This window comes from Romboutsia sp. BSD2780061687b_171204_C1, assembly GCF_015560225.1.
GTDB classification, from domain to species: domain Bacteria; phylum Bacillota; class Clostridia; order Peptostreptococcales; family Peptostreptococcaceae; genus Romboutsia_C; species Romboutsia_C hominis.
Genome location: NZ_JADMRK010000002.1, coordinates 1 through 25,584, shown reverse-complemented (window position 1 = coordinate 25,584; position 25,584 = coordinate 1). Strand labels below are relative to the sequence as shown.

The following is a 25,584-nucleotide window of genomic DNA, read 5'->3' as shown; positions in this document are numbered from 1 at the left end:
ATATACAAAAAATACAAACACATGGAGGAGTATTTATGAGTTACAAGGAAAAATACAATGAGTGGATAAACAATCCATATTTTGATGAAAAAACTAGACAAGAATTACTAAGCATAAATGATGAAAAAGAAATAGAAGATAGATTTTATACGGATTTAGAGTTTGGTACTGCTGGGCTTAGAGGAGTTATAGCTGCTGGTAGTAACAGAATTAATATATATACAGTAAGAAGAGCTACTTTTGGACTTGCTAATTACATATTAAAAAATGCAAACAGTGAAAAAGACAGAGGTGTTGTTATAGCACATGATAATAGACATATGTCTAGAGAATTTTGTATAGAAACAGCAAATACTCTAGCAGCTTGTGGTATAAAAGCTTATATATTTGATTCTTTAAGAACTACACCAGAATTATCTTTTGCAGTTAGAAATTTAAATGCTATAGCAGGTGTTGTTATAACTGCTAGTCACAATCCACCAGAATACAATGGATACAAAGTATACTGGGAAGATGGAGCACAAGTTATGCCACACATTGCAAGTGCTATAACTGATGAAATAAACTCTATAGTAGATTATAGTACTATACCAACACTTACTGATGAAAATAAAGATTTAGTTATTAAGCTTGATGAAAAAGAAGATACTGATTTTATAGAAGCTGTAAAAACTCAAGTTATAAGAAAAGATTTAATAGATAAGTTTGGAAAAGACTTTAAAATAGTATACACTCCACTTTGTGGAACAGGAAATGTTCCTATAAGAAGAGCTTTAAAAGAAATTGGATTTGAAAATGTAATAGTTGTTAGTGAAGAAGAAAAGCCAGATCCTAATTTTTCTGGTATAGAGTATCCTAATCCAGAAGATAAAAAAGCATTAGTTAGAGGAATTGATTTAGCTAAAGAAGTAGGAGCTGATTTAGTAATAGCTACTGATCCTGATTGTGATAGAGTTGGTGTTGCTGTTAAGACTGTAAATGGTGATTATCAAATGCTTACAGGAAACCAAATTGGTGGAATGCTTACAAACTATATAATAGAAGGAAGAAAGGAAGCTAATAGACTAGAAGAAAATCCAGTACTTATAAAGACTATAGTTACATCTGAATTTGGTGCAGATATTGCTAAAGATAACAATATAGATGTTTTAAATGTACTTACAGGATTTAAGTTTATAGGAGAGAAGATAAAGTCATTTGAAGAGACTAAGTCTAATTCATACTTATTTGGATATGAAGAAAGCTATGGATATTTAGTAGGAACTCATGCTAGAGACAAGGATGCTGTTGTTACATCACTTTTAATAGCAGAGATGGCAGTTTATTATGCTTCTAATAATATGAGCTTATATGAAGGATTAATTAAGCTTTATGAAAAGTATGGATACTTTAAAGAAGAAACTAAATCTTTAACTTTAAAAGGTATAGAAGGTATAGCAAAAATTAAGGATATAATGACATACTTTAGAGAAAATGATATAAATGAAATAAACAACTCTAAAGTTATTGATTTTAAAGATTATTTAAAAGGAATAGATAATCTTCCAAGTGCTAATGTAGTTAAGTACTTCTTAGAAGATGGATCTTGGCTTGCTATTAGACCATCTGGTACTGAGCCTAAGTTAAAGTTTTATATAGCTACTAAGGGTAATACTGAAAGTGATGCTATTAAAAATGTCGACGGTATAAGAGCATTTGTAGATATTGTTTTAGAAAAATTAGTTTAATATATATGTTTTTAAGGATATATTTTTATATATCCTTTTTTTATTAGTTTACAATATTATAATTAAGGTATAAAATTAATTGGATAAAAAATTTAATCTAAAATCATTTATATATAAAATAAAAATCGGGAGGTGAAAATTTGATAGTAAATAGAAGAGAGCTAAAATATCCAATTAGTGAAGTGGATTATTATAAGGTAGACAATTTGTTTAAAGATGTCCTTAAAGAAGATAAAAATAATAATTGTTTTGGATATAAAATAAGAAGTCTTTATTTTGATAGCATAGACAATTGTGATTATTATTCTAAGATTAATGGAGAAGAAGTTAGAAAAAAGATTAGACTTAGAATATATGACACTAAAACAGAGAAAGTCAAGCTTGAAATAAAAAGAAAAATGAATATAAACCAAAGAAAAGAGACTGTTACAATAAGTAGAGAGGATGCCATTAGACTTATTAATAAAGATTATAGTGTTTTATTAAAATATAATAATGAAACTGCAAAATCAGCATACAACATTATGACAATAGGGCAATATAGACCAGTAGTTTTAGTTGATTATAATAGAAAAGCATATATACATGAAGAAAATAATATAAGAGTTACATTAGATAGTGATATAAGAAGTAATGAATTTGATTTTGATATGTTTAATGATGATATTATTATGAATCCTATAGTCAACTATTATAATGCACTACTTGAAGTTAAATTTGATGGAGAATTATTTTGTTGGATATCACAGGCTTTATCTAATTTATATACTACAAATCAGTCTTTAAGTAAGTATTGTAGTTCTAGAAAGTTTTATGAAAATTATATATTTTAAGTAATAAGGGAGAGAAATATGAAAGAAACATTATATAAATACTTAACAGCACCTAGCGGAAATATAAATCTATTCAGTGCTATTGAAATGATGAGTATGGCATTTATACTTTCAATGGTTATATTTTGGACATATAAAATAACATTTAGTGGAGTAATGTATAATAGAAAGTTTAATGTATCACTTGTAATGCTGACACTAGTTACTACTATGGTAATGATAGTAATTGGTAGTGATATAGCATTATCACTTGGTATGGTTGGGGCATTATCTATAGTTCGTTTTAGAACAGCTATAAAAGATCCAAGAGATACAGGATATATATTTTGGTGTATAGCTATAGGCCTTAGTGTAGGAAGTCAAAACTATATGATAGCTATAGTTGGGTCGTTATTTTTATTTATAGTACTTTCTATGTTTAGCTTTAGTGGAATTGGCAAAGAAGAAAGATACATTCTTATTATAAGAGGTGAAAGAGAAAGAGAAGAAGAAATAATGAGATGTGTATTTGACTCATTTAAAGGAAGTCAGTTAAGGGCTAAAAACTCTGTAGGAAATAATATAGAGATAATTTATCAAATAAAGTTTAAAAATAGTAATGACAAAAATATATTAGACAATTTATACAAGATAGAAGGTGTTAGTGCAGTTAATTTAGTTGCTCAAAATGGAGAAACAATAGGATAGGTGATATGAATGAAAAAAGATATATTTAAAGCATTTATGGCACTTAGTTTTATTTTTATATCACTAATTGGAGCATCATATTTAAAAGAAGCTAAAGAAGTAGCAAGTTATAAATACAAAGAGAATAGATCAAAAGAATATGAAAAAATATATCAAAATACTTATGGGGATTATGGTTTTAACCTTCCTTTAATAGTAATAGATACTAATGGAAAATCCATATCTAATAAAGAAAAGACAGTTTCAAATATTCAAGTTTACAATTCAGATAAAGAAAATAATTATTTAAATGATAATCCAAGTTTAGAAAGTAGTGCAATGATTAATATAAGAGGAAATACAACAAAATATTTTCCTAAAAAGCAGTATAGTCTAAAGCTTGTAAACAAAAAAGGAAATGAAAAAGATAAAAAAATGCTAGGTATGGATAAGGATTCAGATTGGGTATTAAATGGTCCTTTTGCTGATAAGTCTCTTATGAGAAATTATATAGCATATACTGTAGGTAGTAATATTATGGAGTATGCACCTGATGTGAGGTTTTGTGAAGTTTTTGTTATAGATGATGGAAGTAGTACTATACAAAAAAAGCACTACAAGGGAGTGTATTTATTAATAGAAAAGATAAAACGAGGAGAAGACAGGGTTGATATAGTTAAAACTCATGATAATACCGATGAAACTAGTTTTATAATAAGTAGGGACAGAAATAAAGAAGATAATATTGTAATTGGAAATTATGGATATGAAACTCATTTATATGACTATGCGTTAAATATTGAATATCCTAAAAAAGATTTAACACCAGGCAAATATAATTATATCAACAAATATATTAGTGAGTTTGAAAGAATACTATATTCAGATAAATTTAATGACCCTAAAAATGGATATAGAAAGTATATAGATGTAGATTATTTTGTAGACTTTTATATTATTAATGAGTTCTTCTTAAATACTGATGCAGGTATATTTAGTACATATATGTATAAGGATTATAATGAAAAAATGAAAGCAGGTCCTATATGGGATTTTAATAGATCACTTGGAAATAACGAAGTAAATAAAGATAGTAGAGCTTTTGAGTATGAAGGATTTTTTATGTTGCAAAGGTATTGGTTTGATAGACTTATGGAGGATAGAGCATTTGCTAATAAAGTTGTAAGTAGATATAAAGAATTAAGAAAAAACTATCTTAGTGATGAATATCTTATAAATCTTATAGATAAAACTAAGAATTACCTAGGTACTTCAGTAAAACGGAACTTTGATAAATGGTCATTTGAACTAAGTAATCAATCTGATGTTTTTGGAATGTATTGGAATATAATACAAAAATATGGTAATGGAGAAGATGCATTTAATAAATTCTTAGGTAATAATAAAGATTTGTTAGAAGACACTACAGGAAAAGCAAATTCTTATGAAGAAGAAATAAATTTAATGAAAAATTTTATAAAAAATAGAGGCAAGTGGATGGATGAAAACATAGATAGCTTATCTAAATGGGCGAGTTAGTAGGAGATTGATATGAAGAAATTTTTACTTATTTGTATAATAGCATTTGTACTTATATATAATCTTATAAGTTCAATAGCTACTAATCAATTAGTAGGACAAAATGATACATATTTCACTAAAGTTAAAGAAAAGGAAATATATATAGCAAAGAATGGAAAATGGGAAAAACTAGATATAGTAGGAGTTAATTTAAACTCAGCTAAACCAGGAACATTTCCAAGTGATAATTTAGTATCAGAAGATGATTATTTAAGATGGATAAGTAATATCTACAATATGGGAGCAAATTGCATAAAAGTATCTAATCTTATGAGTCATAATTTTTATAATGCACTTGATAAATTCAATAAAAATAGAGAAAGTCCAATATATTTAATGCAAGGAATATACTTTGATGAAAAATATTTAAAGGATGGAGAAAATCCACAAAGTAGTAACTTAAACGATGGATTTATAACAAATATAAAGCTTATAGTAGATTCAGTACATGGTAATCCATACAACTATAATAAGCCAGATATAGTACAGTTTTACAATACTGATGTTTCAGATTATGTTATAGGATATACGCTAGGCATAGAGTTTGCAAAGCATGACATAATATATAATGAAATTATGAATGAGAAAGAAAAGTATAATGGCAAATATTTATATACAAATGATAAAGCATCATCTTTTGAATCTTATATGGCTAGTATGGGAGATTATTTATTAGACTATGAACTAGAAAGTTATAAAAAGCAAAGTCTTATAAGTTATATAGGTTCATCTTCATATAATATAGTCAGCGGTCAAAAAAATCCTGGAAAAAATACTTTTATAGAAAAAGATGATAGAATAAAAAATCAAAATTATTATTTTAATCCTGAAAATATAAAATCTAAAAGCAAATTAAAAACAGGATTATTTGCAACTTATAATATATATCCGTCTTACAACGAAGTAAAAGAATATGTAGATAAGATGGATTATTATTTTAAAAAGTTAAATAATAATCATAAAATACCAGTTGTTATAGGGGAATATGGGATACCATCATCTAGAACTGGTGGAGATTTTAATATGAACTCTGATAAAATTAAATATATAGATGAAAAAGAACAAGGAAATGCTTTAGTATCCTTATATAGGGCTATAAAAAGTTCAGGATGTGCAGGAAGCTTTTTATTTGAATTTCAAGATAGTTGGAGTAGGTCTTCAGCAAATACAGCAGATAGTAAAATATTAGACCGATCAGCTTATTGGAGTGATGCACAAACTTATAGCCAAAGTTTTGGTCTTATGGCATTTGACCCAGGAAGTGGTAAAAGTGTAAGTTATGTAGATGATAGTATAGATGAGTGGAGTGAAAAAGACATTGTAAGCAAAAATAAAGATATGAGTTTATATGCTAAAAGTGATGAAAAGTATTTATATCTTATGGCAAAATTATCAAAAGATATAGACTTATCAAAAGATGATATTTATATAGACTTAGATACAACTCCTAAATCAGGTGTTAAAAAAAGCTCACAGTTTATGCTGAATTTTGAAGATAATGTTGATTTTATAATACATATAAATGATATAGATAATAGTGCTATTTATGTACATGAATATTATAATAGATTTAATTTTTATCTTAATAAAAAAGATAATCAAAAAAGACCAGATCTTATAAATCACAAAAAAGATATGGATGTCTTTTCACCAATCTATATAGAGGTAAGGCCTAAAATGTATAACACATCAAATGGTGAAGAAGAAGCTATAATACATGAAACAGGTAAATTAGTTTATGGAAATAGTAATCCAAATAGCTTAGATTATAACTCAGCTTCTGACTTTTATGTTGGCAAGGATTATGTAGAAATAAGAATACCTTGGGGGATTATTAATTTTATGGATCCATCAACTAGACAAATACAAGATGATTTTTATGAGGTATACAAGATTAAACCAATAAAAATAAAAGACATTAAAATAGGCATGACTTTAAATAGTGAATATAAAAAAGTTAGACTAAAAAGTGAAAGCTTTAAACTAGATACTTGGTTAATGCCAAATTATCATGAAAGATTAAAAGAATCTTATTATATATTGCAAAAAGAATTAACAAAAATCTCTAATTAAATGGGGGAGATATGAAAAATATAACAATAATATATATAGTGTTAGCCTTTTTTACATATATAATTTCTTGTTCAGTTATTTATATGATAGTAAATGATATGTATAACAAAAGGCACAAAAGGAAAGTTCAAGACTTAGATAACACTTTTAAAAAAGAAATATTAAAACAGCTTGAAGATATAAAAAATAAAAAAAATATAACAAAAATAAATATTGAGTATGTAAGAAATAAAATTAAAAAGAGAAGATACAAAGACTCCTTTCATAATGCCTTATTTGAATTTAATAAAGACTACAATAATCATAAATACACAAAGATTTACGCAAAAAACTTTGAGGATATTATAATAAATGAAATAAAGGCATGTAAGAGAAAGGATGATATTATAAAATCTTATTATGTTATGTTGCTTGGTGAATATAAATTATCTAATATAGAGATAAAAGACTTTTTATATAATTGTCTAAATACAAATTCAACTCAATTAAGAACATTAGCTCTAAAGAGTGTATCTAAAATAGGAAACTTAGATTATTTAATAAATTTTATAAGGTATATATCAGATAATGGAAAATATGTAAATAATAAAATGTTTATAGATATAATTAATATGTTTTGTGGAAACAAAAATCTACTAAATAAAAATTTAATTAAAATGTTTAATGAGCTTAACTATGAAGTTCAAAAGGTTATAATAGAGCACTTTAAAAACAATAAGATAGATTATGTAAAATTAGATTTACTTAACATGCTCAAAAGCGAAAATACTCATAAAGAAGTTAAGATAAGTATAATAAAATATTTTGCAGTAGTTAAATACAAAGAAGCGAAGCAAATTATAATAGATATAATAAATAGTAAAGATTGGGAGTATAGAACTGTGTGTGCAAGCACTCTTGGAAATTATAATAGCGAAGAAAGTATAGAGATACTACTTAAAACAATAACCGATAAAAATTGGTATGTAAGGTACAACTCAGCCATGTCTCTTCTTGGATTTGACAAAGACTATATAGAAGAAAGAATAATAAAACAAGAAGACAAATATTCAAGAGATATACTTTTTTATGCTATGTTTGTAAAAGATAAAATATCTTATGAAAAATATTTAGAAGAGATAGGAGATGTTGTGTACTCATGTTAGAGATAATTATTGGATATATTAACATTTTCTTTATGTATTATATATTTATATATGCTGTTGTATTTTTTATATCCACAGTATACTCTGTATTACAGCTTAATGAGAGTAAAAGAAAAAGAGGATTTTCAGAAGCTTTAGCAATAGATAATAAGGAAAATTATATTCCTATATCTATATTAGTACCAGCATACAATGAAGAGAAAACAGTCAATGATTGTATAGAATCTCTACTTAGTTTGGACTACAAAGAATTTGAAATAATAGTAATAGATGATGGTTCAAATGATGATACTTCTAAGGTAATTATAGACAAATTTAAACTAAAAAGAGTAGCAAGGCCAATAAGAAGATTAGTAAAATGTAAAAAAGAAGAGTTTGTATATGAAAGATTTATAAACAATATAAAATTAACGTTAGTTAGAAAAGAAAATGGTGGGAAGGCAGATGCTCTCAATATGGGAATTAATGTATCTAGATATCCACTATTTGTATCATTAGATGCAGACTCTATACTTCAATATGATTCATTAACTAATATAGTAGCACCATTTATGGAAGATGATACTACTATAGCAGTAGGCGGAAATATAAAGGTTGCAAATCAAGTTGTTTTAGAAAATGGTAGAGTAAAAAAAATATTGCCACCAAAAAAGTTACTAGTAATATTTCAGACTATAGAATATTATCGTGTATTTTTGACAACTAGAGTTTGGTTTAATAGTTTTAATGGCAATCTTATAATATCTGGTGCGTTTGGGCTTTTTAAGAAAAGTTGTGCTATAAATGTTGGAGGATATGACACTAATACAATTGGTGAAGATATGGACCTTGTTGTTAAACTTCATTCTTTTTATAGAAAAAATAAGATAAAATATAACATAAAATATGCTTATGATGCTATTTGCTGGTCACAAGTACCAGAAACATTTAAAGACCTGAAAGGACAAAGAAGAAGATGGCACATAGGGCTTATGACAAGTTTATTTAACCATAAGTATATATTTCTAAATCCAAAATATGGGTTTGTAGGTATATTTTCTTTTATGTACTTTGTAGTATATGAGCTATTTTCTTGTGTAATAGATATATTTGGATTATTAATAATAATAGTTTCATATTTTGCAGGATATTTAAATATAAAGTTTTTAGCAACATTTTTACTAGTATATATATTATATAGTGTTATAATATCTGTAACATCTGTAATGCTTGAAAATTATGTATTTAGACATATACCAAGTATAACTACACTATTAAAATTAATACTATTTTCAATAGTTGAGAGCTTTGGGTATAGGCAATTATGTTCTTTTTATAGGTTAACTGGATTTATAGGATATAAAAAATATAAAAATAAATGGAACAAAATAACTAGGATTAAGCAAAATAGAATTAAATATGAAAAAGAAACATCAAAAGAGTAAGGATTTGCAATTTATTTTGCAAATTCTTTTTTTTTTGCAAATGAATGTAAAAAACAATTTAAAATATTGATACAAACATGTAGATTATATAAATATTTTGATATATATTAAAATATATAAGTAAATATTGGGGGAATAAAAAATGATAGATATACATTGTCACATATTACCTGGAGTGGATGATGGAGCTAAGAGCCTTGAAGAAGCTTTAGAAATGGCAAAAATAGCTCAAGCTGAAGGTATAAAAACTATAATAAACACATCACATTATCATCCAGCATTTGAAGATTATATAATGGAAGATAAACTTTTAGATATAGCCACAAGTTTTAATAATGAATTAAAAAAAAATAATATAGATGTAAATGTGCTAGTTGGAAATGAAATATATTACAATGAAAATATATTAGAATATATAGATAAAAAAGAATTTAAAAGTATAAACAATAGTAAATATGTATTAGTTGAATTTTCTCCTAGCAATTTTCCTAAAAAACTAAGTGATGTTATATTTGAGTTTAAAATAAGGGGATATATACCTATACTTGCACATGTAGAAAGATATAAAGAAATACAAAAAAATTATAGTATTTTAAAAGATGCTATAAATGAAGGGGCACTTATTCAAATCAATAGTTCAAGTGTATTAAAAAAAGGTTCTAAGTCATTTGAAGTTTGTAAATATTTATTAGATCGCAATTTAGTACAGTTTATAGCTAGTGATGCACATGATAAAGAAAGAAGAAAACCATATATCAAAGAAGTTTTCACATATATAAGTAAATACTACGGTGAAGATAGAGCTAAAACATTACTAATAGAAAATCCATTAAAAATAATAAATGATGAAGAGATTTCATTTAAAGAAATAGAGCCAAAAAATAGAAAAAAGGTAGGATTTATAAAAAAAATATTTAATAGAAAATAAATAATATAATTATATTACATCTATAATTATGTATTAAATGAAATAATACTTAAGAGTATATTATTCTTTAAATATTCATACATATTATTAAGACTTTAATATCTTAATAAGGAGAATTATCTATGAAGTTTGAAGAATTACTCACTGAGCTTTATCCAATAAATGATAAGAACAATAAGATAAGAAAATTTATAAAAGATAATTTTACAAAAGAATTATTAATACTTTACATAACGGAATTAGCAATATATATGATAACATCTACAAAAGTATCTAGCGCTAGTATTATAGAAAAAGTAGTATATGACCAAAGTATACTTTGCTTATCTGAGAAATTAAAAGAAGAAAAAGAAGAATTGTATAAAGATGACATAGAATTTCAGCTAGAAGAAGATAAAGAAGTAATAGGAGTTTATTTCTTAAAAGCTAATGAAGAAGTTATAGCTATAGTTAAGGAAGATATAGAATTATATGATGAATTAGAAAAATTTTTATTAAATTAAATGAGTAGCACTCAAGCTACTCATTTTTTATTTTTAAATACAAATATTGATTATTTAAATAATATAAAAAGCTAGATAATAAAATTAATTAACTAGCTTTAAGATTATTTCTATATTCAATAGGTGTTATACCATTTAGTTTTTTAAAAAGTGTTGTATAGTAGTTATGGTTATTATATCCAACCAATAAAGCAACATCTAATATTGTAAAATTTTTATTTTTCAAAAACTCTTTGCTTTTTTCTATTCTAAATTTATTTAAAAAATTAGTAAAAGTATATCCAGTTTCTTTTTTAAATATAGAACAAAAATAGCTTTTATTAATGCTTAGATAACTGCAAACATCATCCATATTAGTAGAAGCGTAATTTTTATGTATGTAATCAATACTATCTTTAATGTATGGATTAAATTTATTATCTTTATTAATTTGACCTTTTATAATGCTTTTTAGCATAGTTAATATGTAGTTAATGCAAGAATAAGGTTTAAATGGAATATTTAACTCACTACATATATATTTTGATTTAAATGGTCCAACTATAAAGTATCCATCAAATCTAGTATCCGTTAAAGGTGTTACTATAAAGTGTATATTTTCAAAATATGTAAGGTTTATACTTGAAATAGTACTTTCTTTTAAATTATTATATATGTTTGTTTTTTCTAATACCAAATCAATATCCTTTGAAAATCCCATTTTATAAATAGGGATAAACTTTTCGTTGACAAACTGTATAGGAATATCTAGACAGTCATAAAAATCTTTCAATATACTTTCCAAATTACTCATGATCTCCTCCAAAACTTGATTAAAACTAGTTAATATAATCAAATTATTTTAACTTTAAAATTTAGAATTGAAATATTTTAAACTAAAAATATTTATAAAAATAGCAAATATAATTAAAGAACTATAAAAATTTTTATAATATACTTAAAGAGTAAATGATAATCAATATCATCAATATTATCTATTAAAACGAGGAGAAAGTCAATGAGAAAAATAGCGATATATGGTAAAGGAGGCATAGGTAAATCTACGACAACGTCGAATTTATCAGCGGCTCTTTCACAATTAGGATATAAGGTAATGCAAATAGGGTGTGACCCAAAAGCAGATTCAACTAAAAATCTAATGAAAGGAAAGTTTATACCTACAGTATTAGATGTAATGAATGAAAAAGGTGATGATATAGACCTTAAAGATATTGTATTTGAAGGATATAATGGAGTGCTTTGTGTTGAAGCTGGAGGACCAACTCCTGGTGTTGGATGTGCTGGTAGAGGAATAATAGCAGCTTTTGAGAAGTTAGAAGAATTAGAGGCTTTTGAAGTTTACAAGCCAGATATAGTCATATACGACGTACTTGGAGATGTTGTATGTGGAGGATTTTCAATGCCAATAAGAAATGGATACGCTAAGGATGTTTATATAGTAACATCTGGTGAGATGATGTCTATGTATGCAGCGAGTAATATATCTACAGCAGTTAATCAATTTAAAAGTAGAGGATATGCATCATTAAAAGGTATTATATTAAATGCCAAAAATGTAGATGGTGAAGTTGAATTAGTAGAAAATTTATGTAATGAAATAAATAGTAATGTTTTTCACTATATACCTAGAAATCAAATAGTTCAAATATCTGAAAATGATGGGAAAACAGTTATAGAAAAAGATAAAGAGAGCGAGATGGCAAGTATATATATGAATTTGGCTAGAAAAATAGTTAGTGAATAACTAGCCTGTAAAACAGCAATTTAGCTTATAAAAATTATATAAAAATAAACACATTAAATATAAAATTAAAACAAAATGGAGGAAGTATTATGAAATTTAGAAAATTAGCATCAGTATTTTTAGTATCAGCATTATTTATAACAGGGTGTACTAATAATAGTAGTCAAAGTGAAAAAGAAAGTGATACAGCCGTTAAAGGTGCTCAAGTTGAGGAATTAGACGTAGTAGCTGCGACAGTTTCAGCTACACAAGTATTAGATAAATTAGATGCAAATGTTATAGGAATACCTACAACTAAAATGGAAATACCAGAAAAGTTTAAAGGATTACCAGAAGTAGGTCAAGCAATGAATCCTGATTTAGAAATAGTAGCATCTCTAAAGCCTGATGTATTTATAATGGATAGTATGTTTAAAGAAAATGTAAAAGATAGTATGAAAGAGTATGATTTAAATACTTTCTACTTTAATACAGGAACATATACAGAATTTGTAAAAAGTATTGAAGAGCTAGGAAAAGAAATAAATAAAGAAGAAGAAGCGACTAAAGTAATAAACGAATTAAAAGAAGTTGAAAAAGAAGCTACAGCTAATAAAAGTGAAAAAGCACCGACAGTAGCAATAATATTTGGTGGAGGAGAAAACTTCATGTTAGCTACAGAGACTTCTTATTTAGGGGATTTAGCAAAAACTGTGGGAGCAGAAAATATAACTAATAAATTAGAGGGAGATATGAGTTCACCTTATGTTCAATTTAGTTTAGAGCAAATAATAAAAGAAAATCCTGATTATATACTTAGATTTGCGCATGGAAATATAGAAGAAACTAAAAAAGCTTTTGATGATGCTTTTGATAAAAATCCAGCATACAAAGAGTTAGATGCATATAAAAATGGAAAAGTAATAGATTTAGACCCTGCTATATTTAATGTATCTGCAAACCTACAAGTAAAAGAAGCTATAAAAACTTTAGGAAATACATTATACGGTAACTAGGTATGAAGCTAAATAAAAAATATTTAACTATTGGTATAAGTTTTATAATGTTAGCAGTACTTTTAGTACTGCTTTCTACTATAGGTAGTGTAGATTTAAGTTTTAATGAAATAATTAAAGCTCTTATAAATGATGATAATAAAGTAGTAACTACTATTGTCTATAAGATGAGGCTACCAAGAAATATACTAGCAGCATTAGTTGGAGCAAACTTAGCAGTAGCAGGAATATTACTTCAATCAGTTATGAAAAATCCACTAGCAGACCCTGGTATAACAGGAGTATCAACAGGTGCTAGTGTAGCTGCTATTATAATACTTTTATTAGCTCCAAAGTATACGAATATACTACCTATAGTTGCATTTGTAGGTGGTGCTATAGCATGTATATTAGTATTTTTAATGGCTTATAAAAATGGAATAAAGCCAGGAAGAATAGTATTAGCAGGGGTTGCTGTAAATACTATATTAGGAGGAGTTATATCATTTTTATCAACAATGTATAGTGATAGGATACAAAGTGCTATGCTTTGGTTAAATGGAAGCTTAGCTACTAAAACTTGGGTAGATGTTAATATGTTATTTGGATATTCTATAATAGCACTTATAGTATCACTACTTCTTATAAGAAGTGCAAATGTTTTACAACTTGGAGATGAAGCAGCAACAAATCTTGGATTTAATGTTAACTTAACTAGACTATTAATTTCAGGTGTAGCAGTATTTTTAGCTGCTATATCAACATCAGTTGTAGGAGTTATAAGCTTTGTTGGACTTATTGTTCCTCATATATCTAGAATGATTATGGGAAGTGATCATAAATACACTATACCTTTTAGTATGGTACTAGGGAGTATAGTATTATTAGTTGCAGATACTTTAGGAAGAACAATAGGTGGAGCTATAGAAATACCAGTTGGAGTTATTATGTCTATAGTTGGAGGGCCGTTTTTCTTATACTTACTAAGAAAGAGAGGAGATTATTAATGATAAGTGCTAGTAATTTAAAAGTTGGATATGAAGATAAAGTTATAATAGAGAATTTAAACTTAGAAATAAATAAAGGAGAAGTTGTATCCATAATAGGTCCAAATGGATGTGGAAAATCAACTTTATTAAAGAGTTTATCTAGGATGATAAAACCTTTAAGTGGAGAAGTTTTTTTAGAAGGAAAAAGAATAAAAGACTTAAAGGGAAAATTAATAGCTCAAAAGGTGTGCTTATTATCTCAACACAACAATGCACCTATGGATTTAACAGTTGAAGAACTTGTTTACTTTGGAAGAATCCCTCACAAAAAATGGTTTGAAACTAAGACAAATAATGACAAAGAAATAGTAGATTGGGCAATAGAAAATACAGGGCTTAGTAAATATAAAAATACACCAATAGGGGCATTATCAGGAGGAGAAAGACAAAGGGCGTATATTGCACAAGCACTATGTCAAAAGCCAGACATATTACTTCTTGATGAGCCTACTACATATTTAGATATATCATATCAACTAGAGCTTATGGAGTTAGTTAGAGAAATAAATGAAAAGTTTAAAATAACAATAGTAATGGTACTACATGAGTTAAACCAAGCTAGTAAGTATAGCGATAGGCTTATAATTATGAAAGATGGTCAAATTATAAGTGATGGTAGACCAAATGATGTTGTAAATAAGGATGTTATAAAAAAAGTTTATAAAATAGAGTGTGATATAGATAATGATCCACAAAGTAATAAACCTAGAATACACCCTATAAAAACTATAAAGGCACAAAGACTAGTGTCTTAAAGCTAATGATTAAATAAGTCAACAAATATAAGAAAGAGTCAAAATCAAAATTTACATAATAAGAGGAGAAGTATGTATACTTTAGATATTTTAAATAGATTAGATGAAATAAATGAAGATAAAGATATAAAAAGTTTATCTCATGCAATATTTCCAGGGACACATTGTCCATTATTTGGGGTAGCCCTTACAGCAAGTTATATAAAAAATATGCCACTAGTTGTAGTAGGAACTAGTGAATGTACTTACTACACTAAAAACTTTGCATATCATAGACAAAAAGGAAATGATAGTGTTTATTCAGTAGTTTTAAAAGACAAAGATATAGTATTTGGTGGGCAAAAAAAGGTAGAAGAAGCTATAAAACAAATAATAGAAATAGAAGAACCTGATGCAATAATGATAGTAACAACTTGTGTACCAGAGCTTATAGGAGAAGATTATTCTTCAATAGAATATAGCTTAGATGGTGAAGTTGATGTACCTATATTTGTAGTAAACACAGAACATTTTAAGTGTAACTCTCATATACCAGGAATGTCTAGAAGCTTAAAAGCACTAAGTACCTGTATGAAAAAATCAAAAGAAAAAGAAGGAATAAACATACTAGGACATAGGCAAGAAAATGTTGAATCTACAGAACTTGTGAAACTATTAAAAAGCGAAGGGGTTAGCATTAATACTGTGATACCATCAAAGTGTGATATAGATGCTATAAAAAATGCATCAAAATCAAAAGTAAATATAGTAACAGATATGATAGCACTAGATTTGGCTAAAGCTATGAAGAAAAAGTTTGATATAGACTATATATACTTTGATAAGCATATGGATAAAAGTACAATATATAAAAACTACAAGAGATTAGAAGAATTATTAAATGTAGATTTATTAAATAAATTAGAAGATAAGATAAATGAATATGATGAGCTTTTTAGAAAGTGTAGTGATATTTTAAAAGGAAAAAAACTTATATATGGAAATACACCTATGATGGCTTTTGAAACTGTAGACTTTTTAAGTGATTTAGGTATGATACCAGTGTTTGTACAAATTAGAGAGTTATATGAACAAGATATAAAGTACAAGGAAAATATATCTAAAAAAGGATATAACCCATACATAAGTAGAATAGCAAATATAGCACCACTTAGACATTTATATGAAACAATAGGAGCAGATGTATATATAGGTCACGAAAGCCCTATAATACTTAGAGAAAAAGGGTTAATGCAAATAACACTAGACTCTCATGCACAAAAAATAGGATATGAACTACCTATAGATATGATGAAAGACTTAATAAAGCTATATGAATTAGAAACTAGCAAAATGGGAGGAATGATGTATGAAGGTATGTAAATATTTCCCCGTAGCAAATGATAGAATGGGAACAATATGGACACTGTCATCAATAAATAATGCATGTATTATAGAATTTGGACCAGCAGGAACAACACACTATTCAATAGAGGCAATAGGAAGCTTAAATGGAGAAGAAAGAGCAAAAATATATTCAACTCATATGGATCAAAGTGATGTTACATTTGGAAAGTACGATAGAATTGAAAATGCAATAATAGAATTAGATGAAAATATAAAGCCTAAATACATATTTGTAATGGCATCATCTATATCATCTATAATAGGTGCAGATATTAAAAGTGTATGTAGAGTACTTAAAGATAAAGTAAAAGCAAAATTAATACCTATAACTACAGGTGGGCTTAAGGACGACTACAACATAGGTGTTGAAAATATATTAGAATTATTAGTAAAAGAAATAACTAAAGACAACACTAAAGATATAAATAAGTACAACATTATAGGATATAACATAGATAAATACAACTTCTTAAGTGATAGCTATGAATTAAAAAGAATTATGAAAGAGCTATTTAATAAAGACTTAAATACAATGTTTACTTGTGATACTTCTATAGAAGACATAGAAAACGCAGCGAAAGCATCTCTTAATGTAGTAGTTAGAAAAGAAGGATTAAAAGCTGCTAAATATATGAAAGAAAAGTACAATATACCATATGTATATAAAAGTTTATATGGTCTTAAAAATACTATGGAATTTATAGAAGCAGTAAATGAAATAGAAGGGTATGAGCTAAACAAAGAATTATACAATAAAGAAATAAGCTTTGTTAAAAATAACATGTTTAGTGTAAAGCGTAAGTTTTTCTTCTACAAAGAAAGTAAAAAATGTGCACTATTTGGAGATTATGATACTGTACTAGGAATAAGTGATATGCTTAGTGAATTAAATTTATGTGTAGATAGAAAAGAAGTGCTACATAAAATAGACAGTGAAGAAGATTTAGTTTCTACAGGAAGTGAATTGGATAGAATGAAATATCTAAAAAATACACAACTTCTAGGATTATTTGGTGATGGACCAAGTTTAGACATGAAAAGTAACGCTAAGATGAAATTACAAGTTAGTAATCCAAACTTAAATAAAGTAAATATATATCCATATACTCCATATATAGGTTTTAGGGGATGTGTATATATAATAGAAAGAATACTTAACGTAAAGTTATAGACAGGAGATAATTAATATGAAAAATTTAATAAATAATCAAAAAAGCTTAATGATAAGTTCATTAAATGAAAACAAATTACCAGAAATAAGTTATGCACCATTTGTTATGATAGATAAAGATATATATGTATACTTAAGTAAAGCAGCAAATCACTATTACAACTTAGCAAATGATAAAAATTGTTCAGTTATGATAATAGAAGATGAAAAAGATTCAAAAACTATATTTGCAAGAAAAAGAGTGTCATTTGAATGTGAAGCTACTAAATTAGAAAATGCAGATGGAGCTATATATAATAAGTTTGATGAAGTACATGATTCATCTATGATGATGGTATTAAAAACTTTAGACTTTGATATATTTAAGTTAAATATAAAAAATGGAAGATTAGTAAAAGGATTTGGACAGGCTTTTGATATAAATATAAAAAATAAAGAATTTGAATTAATCCAAGTAAAAGAAATAAATCATAAGGATAAATAGAAAAAACACTTAGCATAATATTATGCTAAGTGTTTTTTTAATACTATTAACTTACTTTGAGAATATAAAACATATATGTTATAATTTAGTATATATATACAAAAATAGGGGGAAAATATATGAAATTAAAGAAAAGTGTATACTTATCATTAGCTATAAGTGGCTTAATGTTGGGAAATGTTTCTTATGCTAATTCTAATGAATATGAAACATATACAAAACCAATGCCTAAATCACATAGCATATCTAATTACATGTCAGAGATGCCTACAGAAGTCAAACAAGATATAGAGGAACTTAATAATTTCAAATATCTAAAAACTAAAACAGATTCAAACTATGAAGTAGCACTAGCTAGCCAAGATGGAAAATATATATTTTACAAAGAAGCTAATACTTATGATGAAGCTGTAAATATAGCAAAAAACATACAAAATGAGTATAGTGATGAAAATATAATACCATCAGTTATAAATAAAGAAGGTTTAGTGGTATATAGTACAAATTCTATAGGCCGTATTATAAAATTAGGAGATGGTATATCTGAAAGTTCTATAAACTATACTGCAAAGTTGTATAAAAATGCAAACGACACTAATGAATACACATATATAAATCATGGATATATAGAAGATGTTCCAGTTATAGAAGAAACTGAAACTATGGCAAAGATAGAAGTTGCTGGATTTAGCGGATGGATTAAAAAGCAAGATGATAAAGGTACAAATATAGTAGTACTTCCTATAAATCAAGCTCAAAACTTAAGCTACTATAAAAATGTAAATGGAAGATTAAGCCATTATATAAGTTCGAATGTACAAGGAAATACAGGAACTTATAGAACAATAGGACAAGCACCTTCATTTATGAAAAATGAAGTAAAGTATTATAGCTATGATGGAAATTATTTTTATGATGATATAAACAAACTTATAAGCGATGCAAAAGAAAATAATCATAACAATGCAGTAAATACTAATGAACCATACTATAACTACTATCAATATTTACCAGGTAGAAGTAAAAGTTCATATGATGCTAATGATATAAATGAGTATTTTAAAGCTAAAATACCAAGTGACAGTGTTCTTAGAAATACAGGAAAATATTTTATAAAAGCTCAAAATAAATATGGAGTAAATGCATCAGTTATGGTTGGAATAGCTATGAATGAATCAGCTAAGGGAACGTCTACTTTAGCTAAACAAAAAAATAATATATTTGGAATAAATGCAAAGGATAGCAATCCAAATAATGCAAATTACTTTAAAAGCATAGAAAATTGTATAAATGAGTTTGCAAAAGAATGGATGTCAAATGAATATTTAAATCCAAATAGTTGGAAATATAATGGTAATAATCTTGGAAATAAAGAAATTGGATGTAATGTTAGATATGCATCAGATCCATATTGGTCAGAAAAAGCATCAAGTTATATGAATGAAATGGATGTAGAATTATCATCTAGAGGTTTAGGAGATGACTATAATAGATATAAAATAGGAATACTTAATAAGTCATCAAATATAAATGATAAAAATGGAAATAGATTATATACATCAGATAAAGGTGAAGTAGTTTTAATATCTGATGATAGAAACTCAAATATTGAGATAAATCCTGATAGAATAACTCCATCTAATGTAGCTAATCCTATACCAGGAAGTTATGACTATACATTTAAAGGATATGTAAATAAAAATGATGTAAATATTATAAATAATCAAAAAGATAAGGTAATATTAGATACTATAATAGGTAATGATAGATATGAGACAGCTGCTATGATATCTGATAACCAAAACTATACTAGTGCAATACTTGTTAATGGAGATAAAACATTAGCAGATGGACTTAGTGCAAGTGGATTATCAGGAATAACTAAATCACCAATACTTTTAACAAAAGTAGATTCTATACCAAATGAAACAAAAGAAAGATTAAATGGAGTTAATAAAGTATATTTAATAGGTGGAAAAAGTGTTATATCACCAAAAATAGAAAGTGATTTAAAATCACAAGGAAAAGAAGTTATAAGACTTTCTGGAAATAGCAGAGAAGAAACAAGTTATAAAGTTGCAGATGAAATAAAAAAAATAAATCCAAATATAGATAAAGTATTTTTAGTAAATGGATATAAAGGAGAACCAGATGCTATGAGTGTATCTCCAATTGCAAGTCGTGATGGAGTACCAATAATATTAACAAATGGAAAAGACATACCATTTAACACTAATAACAAAAGTACTTATGTTATAGGATCTAGTATATCAATGAGTGATAATATAGTAAATAAAACAAATGCAACTAGACTTGGAGGAAGTGATAGATTTGCTACTAATAAGCTAGTTGTAGAAAAGTTTTATCCTAATGCTAATGAGTTTTATATATCTAAAGGATATACATTAGTAGATGCCTTAACAGTATCTCCACTTGCTAAGAATTATCCTGTTGTATTAGTTCATAACAACAGTGATAAGTCAGTAATAAAAAATGCTACAAAACTTATACAAGTAGGCGGTATAGACAAGTCTATAGTTAATGAATGTATAAATGCAATAAAATAAATTATTAAAAAATAGAGTGTAAGATTAAAAAAATCTTTCGCTCTATTTTTTTATGTATTTAGTATCTACATATTTATATTGTATGAATATAAAATTAATATATTATTTATACTAAGTACATATAAAGAAAGAAAGGATGTATTTTATGAAAACTACAATAATAGTAGCAAGTCCAAGTGAAAAATCTTTTAGTAAAAAAATCGTAGAAAAATTATCAAAAAAGCTGATTGAAAATAGAGCAGAATATGAAATAATAGATTTGTACAAAGATAACTTCAATCCTGTAATGACTGAAAAAGAAGAACAGTTATATAATGAAGGTAAGACTGATGATGAATTAGTTAAAAAATATCAACAAAGTATAAGAAATAGTGATGAGATAATTCTAGTTTTTCCAGTTTGGTTTAACAATGTACCTGCAATACTAAAAGGTTTTTTTGATAAGGTATTTATAAAAAACTTTGCATTTAGTGAAGAAGATAATAAAACAAAGGGACTTTTAAGCAATATAAAATCAGGTATGGTTATAACTACATCAGAATCAAACACAAGCTATTTAAAAGATAAATTAAATAACCCAATAGAAACAGTAATAATAAAAGGAACATTAGAAGTTTGCGGAATGAAAAATATAAAATATATAAATTTAAATGTAGAAGATAAAGAAAAAGAAGATGTATTTGAAAGCTACTTCAAATAATAAAAGTTATTTAGAAATTTATTTTAAATTACAAAAAAGCTATCTATAAACAAGATAGCTTTTTTTATTAAAGGGAAATTTATTTTTTAGAGGTTTTGTAAACTATTTTACTTCTTTAGCTTGATTAACAAAATCGTCAAATGAAGATGCTGTTATTAGTTCATCTCCTACGTATGCTGTAAACTCAGCACCACATTCACCTATACATTCATTTTCTATTTCTCTACCTAGTAAAGCCTCTCTTAAATCATCTATACTCATTCCAGAACATGCTGAACAAACTCTTATCATAATTATATCCTCCTAATTTATATTAAAATAATTTGAAATTATTATATTTTATATATACACACTATTTAGAAATTTTAAACAAAAAAAATATAAAAATACCATTTTAATTTAAAATATACTATAATCTATCATAGGATAATGTCTAACGGGGGAGGAAATTATGTTAAATAAAGAAGAATACTTGAAAATGATTTCTTACATCCCTATACCATATGTATATATAGAGATGGATGAAATAAACAAAATTAAAGTAATAGATATAAATAAAAGATTTAATGAATTAATAGGGGATAAGATAATTAAAGGAAATATTTATAGTATTGACAATATAGGATACAAAGAAGCTTTTCTAGAAATAGATAGGCATATAGAAGACAAAATTAAAAAAATATATATAAAAGATATAAAGTCATTTTATGAAATAGAGATAATAAAAATATCAGAAAATAGATATTTAATATGGTTTAAAAGAAAAATTGATATAGATAAAAATATAAAAGAACTTATGAATGCATTAGGTGGAGTTATATGGCTAAAAGATAGAGATGGCAGGTATGTATATACAAATAAAGAAATAACAGAAGGTAAATATACAACAACTGAAAATATGATAGGAAAAACAGATGAAGAGATATATCCAGAGGAGGTAGCAAAATTATTCTCAAAAGGAGAAGAATATATTATTAAACAAAGTAAAGAATCTAAATATGGGCTATTTTCTTATGATGGAAAATTTTATAATGGATTTATAAAACTTATAAAAAATGAAAATAAAGAAATATTAGGAACCATAGGAATATGCTTAGAGGTTATAGAAAATATTGAATATAATAATCAATTGTCAGCTATTAAAATGTTAAATTTAATTAGTGATAATATTCCAGATAGTATATTTTTAAAAGACAAACATGGAGTATTTAGACATTGTAATAAAGTATTTGCAGAAAATAGAAATATGACTAAAGAAGATATCATAGGAAAAACTGAAAAAGATATAAATACACCTCATGATAAAATAAAGAAATATGAGATAGAAGAAAAAAATATAATGAAAACTAAAAGTAAGCTTATATCTAATAATTCATCTATATCAGATGATGGAAGAGTTAGATATTTTGAAACAGTAAAGGTACCAATGTTAGATAGCAATAAAGTTGTATCTGGGGTGCTTGGAATATCTCGAGATATATCTCATAGAAAAGAGGCAGAGCTTGAATTTGAAAGCCTTAGAATGGAATTTTTTGCTAATTTATCTCATGAATTTAAGACACCATTAAATCTTATATTTAGTTCTATACAGTTAATGGAAGCTATTACAAAACGAAATAACCATGATGAAGAATATAAAAAATATACAAATATAATAAGACAAAATAGCTATAGGTTATTAAAAATGGTAAATAATTTAATTGACAGTACAAGGCTAAATGCAGGCTGCTTAGAATATAATCCGCAAAATTATAATATAGTAGAGTTTATAGAAAATATATGTGACTCTGTACAAAGCTATGCAAAAGAAGAGGGGATAAAATTAATCTTTGATACAAATGTAGAAGAAAAAATAATGGCGTTTGACTTAGAAAAAATGGATAGGATTATATTAAACTTACTATCTAATGCAATAAAATATAATACAGAAAATGGAATTATATACGTAAAATTAGATATAGATGATAAAAATTTAAATATGAGTATTAAAGATAGTGGAATAGGTATACCAAAAGATAAATTAGAAGAGGTATTTACTCTATTTAAGCAAGTAAATAATAGAATAACAAAACCTAGCGAAGGAAGTGGAATAGGTTTATCAATAGTTAAATCTTTAGTGGATTTACATGGAGGTACTATAAAAGTAGATAGTGAAGAAAAGGTAGGAAGTGAGTTTAAGATAGTTATACCAATAAGGTTATGTGAAGAAAACTATGTAAGCCAGAATGCATTTAAATATAATAAATATGTAGAGAATATAGATATAGAGTTTTCTGATATATATACTTCTGTAAGATAGACATATATTAAAATTTTATTATATATAATTAAAAAATTAACTAAGTATTAATTATATATAATATATTAATTTTATTTTCGTAGAATTTTTAGCTAAAATTCTACGAAAGTAAAATTTATTTATAATTTATAAAGAATTATATAGTATTATCACCACATAGTTGTTACAATAAAAGTGAGGAATTATTTTATTTTTGTCAATAATCAATAATTATGGTAAAATTTTATTTTATAATCTTAGAGTTTTTTGATTTATATTGTGAATTTACTAATATACTAATATACAACACTAATAAAAAGTAACCAATTGGAGGAAATAATGATACTTTACGAAAAGAAATACAAAGAAACAGGTAAAGAATATGCATATAGAATTTTAAAAGACAATATAATGTCTTTAGAACTAAAGCCAGGAGAACTACTTAGCGAGTCTGACTTATCAGAAAAACTAAATATATCAAGAACACCTATTAGAGAAGTTTTAATGAAATTAAAAAATGAGCACTTGATAGAGGTTAAGCCGCAATCAGGTACTTATGTTTCTTTAATGGATAGTAAAATAATAGACGAAGCTATATTTATGAGATCTACTATAGAAAAAGAAGTTTTAAAAGAAGCTTGCGAATATTTTCCAGAGGATTTATTTATAGAATTAGAAAAAAATCTATTTGCACAAAAGTTATTATGTGATATAGAAGGAAAAGAAATAGAGTTTCATAATTTAGATAAAAAATTTCATAGGTTAATATTTTTAGGATGTAATAAAATAAACATATGGGATAGTATAATGAATATAAGTACTCATTATAATAGAATGAGATTATTATCTGAAATGAAAACTAATAGAAATAAAATAATAAGTCAACATGAAGAAATGCTAAACATAATAAAAAACAAAGAAGTAGATAAGATAGATGATTATATACAAAAACATATAGTATTACCAGCTAAAGAATGGAGAACATTGATAAAAGACAATGATGATGTAAGTATTTATTTTAAATAAGTATCTGTAATTACAGATGCTTATTTTTTTACATATAAGGAAATTATATCAAGTATAAAACTGTTCATAACTTATAAAAATAAGATATTTCAATAGGCTTGAAAATGTAAATGGATTCGCCCACACAGTGGCTTAAAAAATGACATTTTGAGCAACGGACGAAGTCGTTGGGGACATGAAGCATTTCGCCGACACGTCGCTTAGGTGAAGAGAATTTTTTTATGAACTAAAACCTACTAAGTAAATGTTAAATTATATTAATTGTAATGTAAACTAAATAAATTTAGTAAAAAATAATTATTTTATGTAGAAAATAAACGGAATATAAAATATTTTATAAAAAAATGAAAAAGATATTGTTTTCCTGGGAAGGATATGCTAGTATACAAGTATAGAAGACTAAAGGGGAGGCAATAACATGAAATTACCATTTAATGTTGATCTAAAAGATAAAGTAGTTGTAGTAACAGGTGGAACAGGAGTACTTTGCGGAGCTATGGTTGAAGCTTTAGCTAAATGTGGAGCTAAAGTAGCTATACTTGCACTTGGAAAAGAAGCTTGTGAAGCTAA

22 protein-coding genes are annotated in these 25,584 nt (G+C 26.0%); 20 read left to right on the top strand and 2 right to left on the bottom strand.

All coding sequences use genetic code 11. The features are described 5' to 3' along the window. The first annotated feature begins 35 nt into the window (after positions 1 to 35). The 9 genes from I2H23_RS05015 (at position 36) to I2H23_RS04975 (ending at position 10,880) form a co-directional block, all read left to right on the top strand. On the top strand, positions 36 to 1,727 hold the full coding sequence (locus tag I2H23_RS05015) for a phospho-sugar mutase (protein WP_195581209.1): 1,692 nt from the start codon (positions 36 to 38) through the stop codon (positions 1,725 to 1,727). Between the two features lie 140 nt (positions 1,728 to 1,867). Next, the gene (locus I2H23_RS05010) at positions 1,868 to 2,560 is read left to right on the top strand and encodes a polyphosphate polymerase domain-containing protein (protein ID WP_092925086.1); all 693 of its coding nucleotides are present in this window, start codon (positions 1,868 to 1,870) and stop codon (positions 2,558 to 2,560) included. An 18-nt stretch (positions 2,561 to 2,578) separates the two neighbouring features. After that, complete coding sequence (locus I2H23_RS05005; protein ID WP_092925088.1) at positions 2,579 to 3,247, top strand: DUF4956 domain-containing protein; 669 nt, start codon at positions 2,579 to 2,581, stop codon at positions 3,245 to 3,247. A 9-nt stretch (positions 3,248 to 3,256) separates the two neighbouring features. After that, positions 3,257 to 4,765: a CotH kinase family protein gene (locus I2H23_RS05000; RefSeq protein WP_207741699.1), complete on the top strand. Its 1,509-nt coding sequence runs from the start codon at positions 3,257 to 3,259 to the stop codon at positions 4,763 to 4,765. A 12-nt stretch (positions 4,766 to 4,777) separates the two neighbouring features. Further along, positions 4,778 to 6,880, top strand: a complete 2,103-nt coding sequence (locus tag I2H23_RS04995) for a hypothetical protein (protein ID WP_195581208.1) — start codon at positions 4,778 to 4,780, stop codon at positions 6,878 to 6,880. An 11-nt stretch (positions 6,881 to 6,891) separates the two neighbouring features. After that, a complete protein-coding gene (locus tag I2H23_RS04990; RefSeq protein WP_195581207.1) occupies positions 6,892 to 8,025 on the top strand; it encodes a HEAT repeat domain-containing protein in 1,134 nt (377 codons plus the stop codon). A 32-nt stretch (positions 8,026 to 8,057) separates the two neighbouring features. Continuing rightward, entirely contained in the window at positions 8,058 to 9,449 is a 1,392-nt protein-coding gene (locus tag I2H23_RS04985) for a glycosyltransferase family 2 protein (RefSeq protein WP_242871309.1), read from the top strand. Positions 9,450 to 9,591: 142 nt separating this feature from the next. Next, a complete protein-coding gene (locus tag I2H23_RS04980) occupies positions 9,592 to 10,377 on the top strand; it encodes a tyrosine-protein phosphatase (protein ID WP_195581205.1) in 786 nt (261 codons plus the stop codon). Between the two features lie 122 nt (positions 10,378 to 10,499). Beyond that, positions 10,500 to 10,880 (top strand): hypothetical protein, encoded by a 381-nt coding sequence (locus tag I2H23_RS04975; protein WP_195581203.1) that lies wholly within the window; start codon positions 10,500 to 10,502, stop codon positions 10,878 to 10,880. Between the two features lie 88 nt (positions 10,881 to 10,968). Here I2H23_RS04975 and I2H23_RS15340 read toward each other — a convergent pair whose 3' ends face one another. After that, complete coding sequence (locus tag I2H23_RS15340; protein WP_195581201.1) at positions 10,969 to 11,673, bottom strand: helix-turn-helix transcriptional regulator; 705 nt, start codon at positions 11,671 to 11,673, stop codon at positions 10,969 to 10,971. Between the two features lie 204 nt (positions 11,674 to 11,877). Here I2H23_RS15340 and I2H23_RS04965 point away from each other — a divergent pair, with 204 nt between their 5' ends. From I2H23_RS04965 to I2H23_RS04925, 9 genes are all read left to right on the top strand, one after another. Beyond that, the gene (locus I2H23_RS04965; RefSeq protein ID WP_092925102.1) at positions 11,878 to 12,624 is read left to right on the top strand and encodes a nucleotide-binding protein; all 747 of its coding nucleotides are present in this window, start codon (positions 11,878 to 11,880) and stop codon (positions 12,622 to 12,624) included. A gap of 89 nt (positions 12,625 to 12,713) precedes the next feature. Beyond that, positions 12,714 to 13,619 carry an ABC transporter substrate-binding protein gene (locus I2H23_RS04960; RefSeq protein WP_195581200.1) on the top strand — a complete coding sequence of 302 codons (906 nt, stop codon included), beginning with the start codon at positions 12,714 to 12,716 and terminating at the stop codon, positions 13,617 to 13,619. Between the two features lie 2 nt (positions 13,620 to 13,621). Continuing rightward, positions 13,622 to 14,605 (top strand): FecCD family ABC transporter permease, encoded by a 984-nt coding sequence (locus I2H23_RS04955; RefSeq protein ID WP_092925110.1) that lies wholly within the window; start codon positions 13,622 to 13,624, stop codon positions 14,603 to 14,605. Beyond that, complete coding sequence (locus I2H23_RS04950) at positions 14,605 to 15,402, top strand: ABC transporter ATP-binding protein (protein WP_166505657.1); 798 nt, start codon at positions 14,605 to 14,607, stop codon at positions 15,400 to 15,402. The genes I2H23_RS04955 and I2H23_RS04950 overlap by 1 nt, the downstream gene beginning before the upstream one ends. 72 nt (positions 15,403 to 15,474) lie before the next feature. After that, the gene (locus I2H23_RS04945) at positions 15,475 to 16,764 is read left to right on the top strand and encodes a nitrogenase component 1 (RefSeq protein WP_195581199.1); all 1,290 of its coding nucleotides are present in this window, start codon (positions 15,475 to 15,477) and stop codon (positions 16,762 to 16,764) included. Continuing rightward, positions 16,751 to 17,959 (top strand): nitrogenase component 1, encoded by a 1,209-nt coding sequence (locus I2H23_RS04940; RefSeq protein WP_195581198.1) that lies wholly within the window; start codon positions 16,751 to 16,753, stop codon positions 17,957 to 17,959. The genes I2H23_RS04945 and I2H23_RS04940 overlap by 14 nt, the downstream gene beginning before the upstream one ends. 16 nt (positions 17,960 to 17,975) lie before the next feature. Beyond that, entirely contained in the window at positions 17,976 to 18,443 is a 468-nt protein-coding gene (locus I2H23_RS04935) for a HugZ family pyridoxamine 5'-phosphate oxidase (RefSeq protein WP_195581196.1), read from the top strand. 119 nt (positions 18,444 to 18,562) lie between these two features. Continuing rightward, on the top strand, positions 18,563 to 21,010 hold the full coding sequence (locus tag I2H23_RS04930) for a cell wall-binding repeat-containing protein (RefSeq protein ID WP_195581195.1): 2,448 nt from the start codon (positions 18,563 to 18,565) through the stop codon (positions 21,008 to 21,010). Positions 21,011 to 21,155: 145 nt separating this feature from the next. Beyond that, on the top strand, positions 21,156 to 21,710 hold the full coding sequence (locus I2H23_RS04925; RefSeq protein WP_195581193.1) for an NAD(P)H-dependent oxidoreductase: 555 nt from the start codon (positions 21,156 to 21,158) through the stop codon (positions 21,708 to 21,710). A 102-nt stretch (positions 21,711 to 21,812) separates the two neighbouring features. Here I2H23_RS04925 and I2H23_RS04920 read toward each other — a convergent pair whose 3' ends face one another. Then, entirely contained in the window at positions 21,813 to 22,001 is a 189-nt protein-coding gene (locus tag I2H23_RS04920; protein ID WP_092925122.1) for a hypothetical protein, read from the bottom strand. Positions 22,002 to 22,161: 160 nt separating this feature from the next. Between I2H23_RS04920 and I2H23_RS04915 the strand changes: the two genes are divergently transcribed. Continuing rightward, a complete protein-coding gene (locus I2H23_RS04915; RefSeq protein ID WP_195581191.1) occupies positions 22,162 to 24,009 on the top strand; it encodes a sensor histidine kinase in 1,848 nt (615 codons plus the stop codon). A 318-nt stretch (positions 24,010 to 24,327) separates the two neighbouring features. Next, a complete protein-coding gene (locus I2H23_RS04910) occupies positions 24,328 to 25,014 on the top strand; it encodes a GntR family transcriptional regulator (RefSeq protein WP_092925126.1) in 687 nt (228 codons plus the stop codon). Positions 25,015 to 25,584 lie beyond the last annotated feature (570 nt).